Raw genomic sequence first — 9,517 nt, 5'->3', positions numbered from 1 at the left:
CTACCACACCTTTCGGGCACGGGTAGTCCCACAGTCTCGGTGTGGTGGACTGCTGGCGGTGCCAAACCGCCGTTACCCCTATCCTCGACCGTGTTGCGTCCCGGTGTTGGTTTAGCCACGGGGACGCCAGCAGGCGTCAGCAGACTCGGGGATATCGTCTGGTTCGCTTCGAGCAGTCGGCACAGGCACACGCTTCGAGCATGTGCGTTCACCGGCTGTCCTTTCGGATACTGCCTCGTTGCGTGGGCGGACAGGCCGCCTCCGAAGGACGGTTCGGAATCCGCTCCGTTCCGACCGATTCCTACTCTTTTATAGGGCGGCCTGTCACTTAAACCTCACCGTGGGAAACTCAGAGAAACCGATTGAACAGTGGTCTGTTGCCCGGAGTGACGGCGCGTATCCACGGCCTGAAGGCCGTGGTATTGCGCCTGTTCCGCGTATAAAACGACACGATCCGGCTCGGAGTGAGACGCCCAGACGCGGCGAGTCGGCGGCGCGCTTAAGGCCGTTCCACCGAAATGAATTCGCATGATACGGAGTTTCCGGATCGGGTCGCTGTTTGGGATCCCGATCAAACTCGATCTCACGTTCTTGCTAGTGCTGCCGTTGTTCGCGTATCTCATCGGGGTACAGCTCGGGGAGGTCGCGGAGGTCATGAACCTCACACTGGGTGCGGGGATCGACGTGGGGGCCGTCACCCAGGGTTCGATGCCGTGGATACTCGGGTTAGCCGCCGCAATCGGACTGTTCGTCGGCGTCATCCTCCACGAACTCGGTCACTCGTTGACGGCCCAGCGGTACGGGTTTCCGATCGACTCGATCACGCTGTGGCTGTTCGGGGGCGTCGCCGCGCTCTCCGAGATGCCCGAAGACTGGCGACAGGAGTTCACCATCGCCATCGCCGGTCCGATCGTCTCCGTACTCGTCGGCATCGGCTCCTACGCGCTCTTTCTCGTGACCCCGGCGAGTCTGGATGGCGCGCGGTTCGTCCTCGCATATCTGGCGATACTGAACGTCGCCCTCGCCGGATTCAACATGTTACCGGCGTTTCCGATGGACGGCGGCCGGGTGCTCCGTGCGTTTCTCGCGCGCTCGAAACCGTACGCGAAGGCCACCCAGCAGGCCGCAACCATCGGAAAGTTTCTGGCGATCCTCATGGGCCTGTTCGGACTGCTCGCACAGTTCAACATCATCCTCATCGGCGTCGCTTTCTTCGTCTACATCGCGGCCTCGAGTGAGGCCCAGCAGGTGACGATGAAAGCCGCGTTCCAGGACGTCACTGTCGCCGACATCATGACGCCGGTCAACGACCTCGACACCGTCTCCCCCGGGACGACCATCGCCGAACTGATCCAGCGGATGTTCACCGAGCGTCACACGGGATACCCGGTCGTCGACAGCGACGCGTTCGGGGACGGGCGGCTGATCGGGCTCGTCACGCTGTCGGACGCTCGAGAGATCGAGCCAGTCGAACGGGACGCGTACACGGTCGAGGACGTGATGACGACGGACCTGAAGACGATCACGCCCGACTCGGACGCGATGACCGCGATCGAGCGCATGCGCGAGAACAACATCGGTCGATTACTGGTCGTCGAGGACTCGAGGACCGCTGGCGAGCCGTCGGACGGAGAGCCCGGGGACCTCATCGGAATCATCTCGCGGTCCGACCTGATGACTGCCTTCGATATCGTCCAAAAAAGCGGTGCAATCAATCCGTCAGGGCAGTCGCCGGCCGCGGACTGATACGGTCTACTGTAAGCCATTTCCGGTGCGACCGCGACCCATCCTGCGGTCGAACCGGTAAATCGTTACAGCAAACCGTATGAGACGGACCGCGATGAGTCGGTACCGGTCGATCGCAGACCGGCGGGCGACCGATCGGCAATCAGTCATTGCAGACCGTATGACGGTTCCACACCTGGGTGCCAACGGACGGTTCTATTTTCGGCGAATGACCACAGTCACATCGATCTACGGGGCCCCGAGTGATCGACGTTCACTCGAGCCGGAAAACGTGGCGGAACGGCCGCCTCGAGTACCGATACCAACATTCTTAACCGCGACCGGGGCCGAGGATGCGCCGATGCCACCGGCCATCGAAACGACGGATCTCGTCAAGGAGTACGGGGATTTACGTGCCCTCCAGGAGCTGTCGCTGACCGTCGAGGAAGGCGAGTTCTTTGGCTTGCTGGGGCCGAACGGGGCAGGAAAGACGACGTTCATCAACACGCTGGTTGGACTCGTCCGCAAGACCAGCGGCAGGGCGGAGGTGTTCGGTTACGACGTCGAAACCGAGTACCAGCAGGCCCGCGATGCGATCGGGCTCGCCCCCCAGGAGTTCAACGTCGACCGCTTTTTCCCCATTCGCGAGGTGTTGATGCACAAGGCCGGTTACCACGGGATTTCTGAGGAGGAGGCCGCGGAACGCGCCGACGAAGTCCTCAAGCGCGTCGGTATCTACGACAAGCGAAACGAACGGTTCGACTGGCTCTCCGGCGGAATGAAACGCAGACTCCTGCTCGCACGGGCACTGGTCACCGATCCCGACCTCCTGATTCTCGACGAACCGACCGCCGGGGTCGACGTCCAGCTTCGCCACGACCTCTGGGAACTGGTGACCGAACTCAACGAGGAGGGAACGACGATCCTGCTTACCACCCACTACATCGAGGAGGCCGAACGCCTCTGTGACCGCGTCGCGATCATGAACGAGGGCCGGAAGGTGACCGTCGCGACGCCCGACGACCTGAAAACCCGTGGCACCGATACGATCTCCGTCCGCCTCGAGTCGCTGCCGGCGACTGCACCTGCCCTCGACAGCTACGCCCACGGCGTCTCGCTCTCCGGCGACCAACTCGAGGTTCGGGTCGACGACGGCGGCTCGACCGCACCGCAACTGTTGCACGACCTCGAGGCGATGGGCCACGAGATCGCCGACCTCGAGATTTCACGGACGTCACTCGAGGAAATTTTCGTCGACCTCACCAGAAGCGAGGACCGGACAGTGACGCGGTCGTCCGCGTCGGACTCGAGCGGTGGAGCGGACGACGGCGCGGAAGAATCGGCATCGAAACGCGAACGCGAGCGTGAACAGGAGGGGGTCGCCTGATGCTGTCGGTTGGCTTTCGCGCGCTGTTTCGGCGCGAGATCCTGCGGTTCGTCCGTCGGCCGAAGAACACGTTCATGCCGCCGGCGATCACGAACGTGCTCTACTTCGCCGTTTTCGGGCTCATCCTCGGCGGACGGATCGACGAACCTGTCCCCGGTATCGGCTACATCCTCTTTCTGGTCCCGGGGCTCGTCGTGTTGGGAACGATCTCGAACGCCTTCGAGAACGCGTCGTTCTCGATCTTCCACGGTCGGTGGAACGAGTACATCCACGAGACGCTCACCTCGCCGCTTTCCTACGCCGAGATGGTGTTCGCCTACGTCGGTGCGAGCGCGGTTCGCGGCCTAATCGTCGGCGTCATTATCGCCGTTATCGGTCGCCTGTTCGTCCCGATCACTATCGCAAACGGGCTCTTTCTGGTCGCGACCATGATCGTCATCGCCGCTCTCTTCGCCGGGCTCGGGATCATCGGCGGGCTCGTCGCTCGAGATTTCGACGATCTGACCGTCATGAACCAGTTCATCCTCCGGCCGCTGGTGTTTTTCGGTGCGGTCTTTTACTCGCTGACCATGCTCGACCCCATCTGGCAGTACGTCTCGCTGTTGAATCCGATGGTCTACATGGTCGATAGCGTCCGGTACGGCCTGCTCGGTTACTCCGATATGTTCGAGGTCGCGCCGGCGGCGTTCGCGGACGTTGCACCGCTAGTCTCACTCGGCGTCTTGACGGCGCTTACGGTCGTCGTCCTCGCGGTCGACATCTACCTGTTCAAGATCGGCTACGGGTTGACCGACTGATTCGGACTGCTATCCCGACCCCCCGGCGCATCCGACCAAGGGTCACTGGTGTGTGGTACTGACGGACAGGAAACTGTCTGAGACGGACGACGAGTTCTCTCGAGACGGCCGTCGAGTCGAAGTGATACGACGGCCGCGTCGACAGACACTACGTGTATAGGGGGTAGCCTTACACGCCCGACTCGGTAACGGTGAAACGAGCCTCATGACTCAGTACACACCTACCGAGCCGGTGAACGTTCTGCTCGTCGAAGACAACCCGGGAGACGCTCGTCTCACCAAGGAGGCGTTCAAAACGACGGACAACGAGATCGAGTTTCACACCGTCACGGACGGCAAGGAGGCGACTGAGTACGTCTTCCAGCGTGAAGAGCTGGATATCATCCTCCTCGATCTGAACCTCCCTCGCATGGACGGCTTTACGTTCCTCGAGCAGATCAAACGCGAACTGGACTATCCGCCGCCGGTGCTCGTCCTCTCGAGTTCGAAGACCGAGTCGGACATCCGCGGGAGTTACGAACGCGCCGCGAACGCCTACCTCACCAAGCCACAGAGTCCGGACGAGTTCGACACGATGGCCCAGGCGATCGAGGACTTCTGGATCGAGTCGGCACAGCATCCGCCAGCGCCGTCGTGAACACGGGGGTGAGTCGGGACGGATTGGCGTCGAGACGGAGAGAACGCGGTCAGATCAGAGGTCGACGCGATCGAATCGGTAGAGCGCGATCGCGAGTGGGACGACGATCCAGGCCAGCAAGACGACGAACGAGAACCAATCCTGTAAGAAGAACGGAACGTTGCCGTCGAACATGATCTCTTCGATCGCGACGCCGAGTTCGCTCTCGGCGGCGCTGGTGGCCACGGAGAGGGCGTTGTTGTACGCATAGCCCGGGTCGATCGACTCGATGAAGTACGCCCAGTCGGGCATGCGCTCGAGTTCGATCGTCCCCTGGTCCGTCTCGACGGTGTAGGGAACACCGGAGATGTAATCGAAGGCCATGAGCAGATCAATGGCCTCGATGATCGCGTTCCAGACGACGTAAAACAGCAAGAAGACGCCGAACAGCGCTGCCCCGGCGATGGTCGTCGACCGGGTGAGCGACGAGATCGAAACGGCGAGGCTCGTGTAGGCGATCCCATAGAGGATCGACATCGCGAGCAGTCCGACGTAATCGACGACGTCGAACGAGCCGAGCAACGCGGCCACCACAACCGCGGCGAAGACGAACCCGACAATCAACGAGACCGACAGTACCGCGGATCGGCCGATGAGTTTGCCGAGAATAACGTCCTTTCGCGAGTGGGGAAGCGAGAGCAAGACCTTGATACTCCCGGATTCGCGCTCTCCGGAGATCGCCTTCCAGCCCAACACCAGCGCGATCAGCGGGATCACGAGCCTCGTTACGAACGAGGCAGCGACCACGAGTAGTTCAGTCGTGACGCCGGCTTCGGCGGCGCTCACGCCGAAGAAGATCTCGTCGAAATACGAGAGTAGGCCGGTCAAAACGACCAGCAGTGTGAAAAAGAAGATGCTCAGCCCCCAGAACACCCACGAGCGGAACGAATCCTTGAAATCCTTCTTCGCGATGGCGCGGACGCTCTCTAAGTTGATCGAACTCGAGGGCGAAGTCGGTGCCGATCCGCCTGCGGTTTCGGTGCTCATTGCGCTTGCACCTCCCTGCTCGCGGTGTACGTCTGGAAGACCTCGTCGAGCGAGGCCTCCGTCGTCGAGAAGTCCTCGATCTCGATCCCGCGTTCCTCGAGTTCACCGAGAACGGCGGTCTTCGATCCCTCGACCTGGACGACGAGTTGCGGCGGGTTCTCCCCGTCGACGGCCGCGTTCGAGACGTCGGGAAGCGAGCGAACCGCCTGAAGGGCGTCGTCGTCGATCCGATCGACGGTGACGCGGAGGGTCTCGCCCTCGCTGACCGAGTCGCGAAGTCCCTCGACGGAGTCGACGGCGACCATCTCACCGTCCCGAAGGATGCCGACGCGGTCACAGACTGCCTCGACCTGTTCCATGACGTGGCTCGAGAAAAAGACCGTCGCGCCGCGGTCGTTCTCCTCGCGGACGATTTCGCGCATCTCGCGTGCGCCGTTCGGGTCGAGACCGGTGGAGGGCTCGTCTAAGATCAGCAGGTCGGGTTCACCGACCAGCGCCATCGCGAGCATGAGTCGCTGGGACATCCCCTTGGAGTAGCCGCCGGCTTTCCTGTCGATCGCATCGAGCAGACCGACGCGCTCGAGAAGAGTTTCGGGATCGTCCATCGTTCCTTTGGACTCGATCGCGAACTCGAGGTGTTCTCTCGCGGTCAGGCGGTCGTACGTTTCGACGCCTTCCGGGAGAACGCCAGTTCGTGCGCGAATGTCGCGACTGTGCGTCTGGGCGTTCATCCCCAGTACCTCCACCTGGCCGGCCGTCGGACGGATGAAATCGAGGACGACGTTGATCGTCGTCGATTTCCCGGCCCCGTTCGGCCCGAGGAACCCGAACACCTCCCCTTCCTCCACCTCGAAGGAGAGTTCGGAGAGCGCGAGCGTCTGACCGTACGATTTGGTCAGGTTGTCGACTGAAAGAGCGGGCATAGCTGTGTGGACACACCGTTTCCCGATAAGGTTTGTCACTCGCGACCAAAAATATACGCTATCGGATGGCGGGAAAAAACGACGGTCTCACACCGGGTCGTCCGGTGCGTACCGGTTTGCGGTCCGTTCGGCCTCGGTCGCGTACCGAGTTCGCGTCTCCTCGTCGTCGACTGGCTCGAGTGCGGATTCGGGGACCTCGACCGCGGCGGTGACGGGCGAGCCGGTTCGAAGCGACGCCGAGGAACGCTCTCGTTGCTGATAGCGGGATCCGTCGGGGGTCGCGTAGACGATCGTCACGACGTTGCGGTCGCCGAACTCCCGTTCGACAAACCAGCACTGTACCGGCGCATCACTCATCGGCGAATATAGCGGATCGGTCGCCGAAAATGTACCGCTCTCTACGTGCCCGTCCGTTCGGACGTGATAGTCGATTGTGATGAACCAAACATTCAATTACTGAGACGGCTCACTGTGTCTCATGTCCACATCCGTTGGGACGGCACTGATAACCGACGTCTCGGACGAAAATCCGGGTGAGCGTGCAGCGTCTGAAGCGCTCGCACAGCTTCCGGGGGAGGGGGTGGACTTCTGTCAGGTCTTCTGTCCGGTCGACTACGATTTCGATCGGATCATTACGGGGATACGCAACGTTATCGGACCGAACGCGAAACTCGTCGGCTGTTCGGCGAACGGCACGTTCACGCGCGACGTGGTCGAAGACGGCGTTGCGGTCGGCCTCGTCGCGAGCGACACGCTCTCGTTTTACACCGGCCTCGGCACCGGACTGCGTGAGAACGTCTCTCGAGCCGTCCGGGAGGCGATCGGCGATCTGCCCGAACGGGTCGACGATCATCCCTACGCCGCCGCGATTACGCTCCACGACGGCCTCAGCGGCGTCGGCGAGAAGCTCGCGTTGAGCTGTCAACAGAAACTCGGGCCCGAGGTGTCCATCGCGGGCGGCTCGGCGGCCGACAACCATCGACTCGAGGCGACGTACGTGTTCTGTGACGACGAAATCGTCGACGATGGGGTCGTCGTCGCCCTCATCGGCGCGAAACAGCGACCCGTGGTCGCGGTCGCACACGGCCACGAACCGCTGTCAGAACCGGTCGAAGTGACGCGTGCGGACGGACCGACGGTCTACGAACTCGACGGCGAGCCGGCGTTCGACGTCTGGAAAGACGCTGTCCGCGACACCGTCGCCGAGGAGTTCGATGTCGACATCGACGATCTCGACGCCGACTCGAGGCTCCTCCAGGAGATCCTCTGTGAGTTCGAGTTCGGAATCAACCAGGGCGATCAGTACAAGATGCGCTGGCCGTGGATCGAAGACGACGAGGGCTCGATGCAGTTTACCGTCGACGTCCCCGAAGGAACGGTGGTACGGGTGATGCACGGCCGGTCTGAGGCCCAGATCGAATCCGCCGGCGAAACGATCCGCCGTGCACTCTCGGACGCGGGCGACGTACGGATGGCCGGCGCGTTCGTTTACGACTGTGCGTGTCGCGGAATCGTTCTCGGCGAGGAGTTCGAACGTGCCGTCGAGGAGATGGCCTCGGAGCTTTCGGTCCCGTTCGTCGGCTTCGAAACGTACGGCGAGATCTGTATGGGTCCTGGACAGTTCAGCGGCTATCACAACACGACGACCGTCGCCCTGTTGCTTCCCGAGTGATGGACCACGACAACCTCGTTTCGACGTTCGGCGAAACCGTCGGCGTAGAGAAAGCCCAGTCGTTACTCGAGGACACACTCGACGATCTCGGCCTCGAGCAGGCGGAGTCGTACTCCAGTCACGAGGTCGCCGACATCTGTGAGACGATCGCTCGAGACACCGACGGCTACCTCGAGATCGTCGCGACCGAGATCCGCGTTCGGGAGCGAGCCCAGCGTCGTTTCGACGCGCTTATCGAGGAGCTCTCCGATCCCGTCGTGGCGGTCTCGTTTCACCAGTCGACCCCGATCGTCACCGGATACAACCCGGCGTTCGAGGCGACGTTCGGGTACGGCCAGGACGCAGTCGGGCGGTCGCTGCCGGCGTTGATCGTGCCGGCGGACGACCGCACTGACCCGCTCGACGTCTGGTTTCGGTCGAACGTCGGGCGCGGGACGGAGCTCGATCGGCTGACCGACGACGGCGAGCGACGGACGTTTCTCTTCCAGCCGGTCGTCGTCTCGGGGTTCGGGGGCGAGATCGAAGGCTACGGTATCTATACGGATATCACAGACGAAAAGCGTCGGGAACGAACCCTCGAGCGCCAGAACGAACAGCTCGAGCGGTTCGTCAGCGTCGTCTCCCACGACCTTCGGAATCCGCTGACCGTCGCCCAGGGAAACGTCGACCTCGCACGTCAGCTGAACGACGACCCCGAAGTCGCCACCCGCCTCGAGGACGCAATCGACGCCCAGGAACGGATGGAACAGCTCGTCGAGGACCTGCTGGCGCTTGCCAGTCAGGGGCGGACCGTCGACGATCCTCGGTCGGTCGTCCTCGAGGAAGTCGTCTCGAACGCCTGGCGCTACGTCGAGACGGCGGACATCGAACTCGTCGAGACGTTCCCCGACGGGTTGACGATCGAGGCCGACGGCGATCGGCTCTCACAGCTATTCGAGAACCTGTTTCGCAACGCCGTCGAACAGGTTCGACGAGCCCTCGGTCGCAAACTCCCGAGGACGCCGTCGAACACGGCTCCACGAGCCATGCCGGAGCTGACGGGTCTGCAGACGCGGTCGAACACGGGGCCGGTGACTCCACCGACGAAAGCGGCGAACGCACGGTTCGCGTGGGGTGGGACGAGGGCGTCCTGTTTGTCGAGGACGACGGTCCGGGGATCCCGGCGGACGAACGCGAGAACGTCTTCGATCACGGCTACACGACGTCCGCGGACGGGACCGGCTTCGGCCTGGCGATCGTCGAGGCGATCGCGGACGCCCACGGCTGGGCGATCGACGTCGGCGAAGGGATCGACGGCGGCGCGAGGTTCGAAATTCGTGGTATCTCCGTCGGGAGTCGGCCCTGACGTAC

At 62.6% G+C, this 9,517-nt stretch carries 10 protein-coding genes; 6 read left to right on the top strand and 4 right to left on the bottom strand.

The genetic code is table 11. The annotated features are described in order from the left end of the window. The first annotated feature begins 528 nt into the window (after positions 1-528). The 4 genes from GRS80_RS17460 to GRS80_RS17445 all read left to right on the top strand — a co-directional run bounded on the left by GRS80_RS17460 (position 529) and on the right by GRS80_RS17445 (position 4,546). Complete coding sequence (locus tag GRS80_RS17460; protein ID WP_160048672.1) at positions 529-1,746, top strand: CBS domain-containing protein; 1,218 nt, start codon at positions 529-531, stop codon at positions 1,744-1,746. A gap of 340 nt (positions 1,747-2,086) precedes the next feature. Beyond that, complete coding sequence (locus GRS80_RS17455) at positions 2,087-3,112, top strand: ABC transporter ATP-binding protein (RefSeq protein ID WP_160048671.1); 1,026 nt, start codon at positions 2,087-2,089, stop codon at positions 3,110-3,112. Beyond that, positions 3,112-3,909 carry an ABC transporter permease gene (locus GRS80_RS17450; protein ID WP_149080147.1) on the top strand — a complete coding sequence of 266 codons (798 nt, stop codon included), beginning with the start codon at positions 3,112-3,114 and terminating at the stop codon, positions 3,907-3,909. The genes GRS80_RS17455 and GRS80_RS17450 overlap by 1 nt, the downstream gene beginning before the upstream one ends. Positions 3,910-4,114: 205 nt before the next feature. Then, positions 4,115-4,546, top strand: coding sequence for a response regulator (locus GRS80_RS17445; protein ID WP_160048670.1), 432 nt, complete (start codon positions 4,115-4,117; stop codon positions 4,544-4,546). Positions 4,547-4,600: 54 nt separating this feature from the next. Here GRS80_RS17445 and GRS80_RS17440 read toward each other — a convergent pair whose 3' ends face one another. The 3 genes from GRS80_RS17440 to GRS80_RS17430 form a co-directional block, all read right to left on the bottom strand. Continuing rightward, positions 4,601-5,572: an ABC transporter permease gene (locus GRS80_RS17440; protein WP_160048669.1), complete on the bottom strand. Its 972-nt coding sequence runs from the start codon at positions 5,570-5,572 to the stop codon at positions 4,601-4,603. Then, a complete protein-coding gene (locus GRS80_RS17435) occupies positions 5,569-6,495 on the bottom strand; it encodes an ABC transporter ATP-binding protein (RefSeq protein WP_160048668.1) in 927 nt (308 codons plus the stop codon). The genes GRS80_RS17440 and GRS80_RS17435 overlap by 4 nt, the downstream gene beginning before the upstream one ends. Before the next feature lie 87 nt (positions 6,496-6,582). Continuing rightward, positions 6,583-6,852: a hypothetical protein gene (locus GRS80_RS17430; protein WP_160048667.1), complete on the bottom strand. Its 270-nt coding sequence runs from the start codon at positions 6,850-6,852 to the stop codon at positions 6,583-6,585. A gap of 121 nt (positions 6,853-6,973) precedes the next feature. On the opposite strand from GRS80_RS17430, the gene GRS80_RS17425 reads away from it, so the two are divergent. Next, on the top strand, positions 6,974-8,167 hold the full coding sequence (locus GRS80_RS17425) for an FIST N-terminal domain-containing protein (RefSeq protein ID WP_160048666.1): 1,194 nt from the start codon (positions 6,974-6,976) through the stop codon (positions 8,165-8,167). A 62-nt stretch (positions 8,168-8,229) separates the two neighbouring features. Here GRS80_RS17425 and GRS80_RS20875 read toward each other — a convergent pair whose 3' ends face one another. Continuing rightward, positions 8,230-8,793: a hypothetical protein gene (locus GRS80_RS20875; RefSeq protein ID WP_235019778.1), complete on the bottom strand. Its 564-nt coding sequence runs from the start codon at positions 8,791-8,793 to the stop codon at positions 8,230-8,232. Positions 8,794-9,005: 212 nt separating this feature from the next. On the opposite strand from GRS80_RS20875, the gene GRS80_RS20870 reads away from it, so the two are divergent. Further along, the gene (locus GRS80_RS20870; protein ID WP_235019798.1) at positions 9,006-9,512 is read left to right on the top strand and encodes a HAMP domain-containing sensor histidine kinase; all 507 of its coding nucleotides are present in this window, start codon (positions 9,006-9,008) and stop codon (positions 9,510-9,512) included. Positions 9,513-9,517: the final 5 nt, after the last annotated feature.

It is taken from the genome of Natrialba sp. INN-245 (genome assembly GCF_009807105.1).
GTDB lineage: Archaea > Halobacteriota > Halobacteria > Halobacteriales > Natrialbaceae > Natrarchaeobius > Natrarchaeobius swarupiae.
This window is presented reverse-complemented; position numbering and strand designations above follow the sequence as displayed.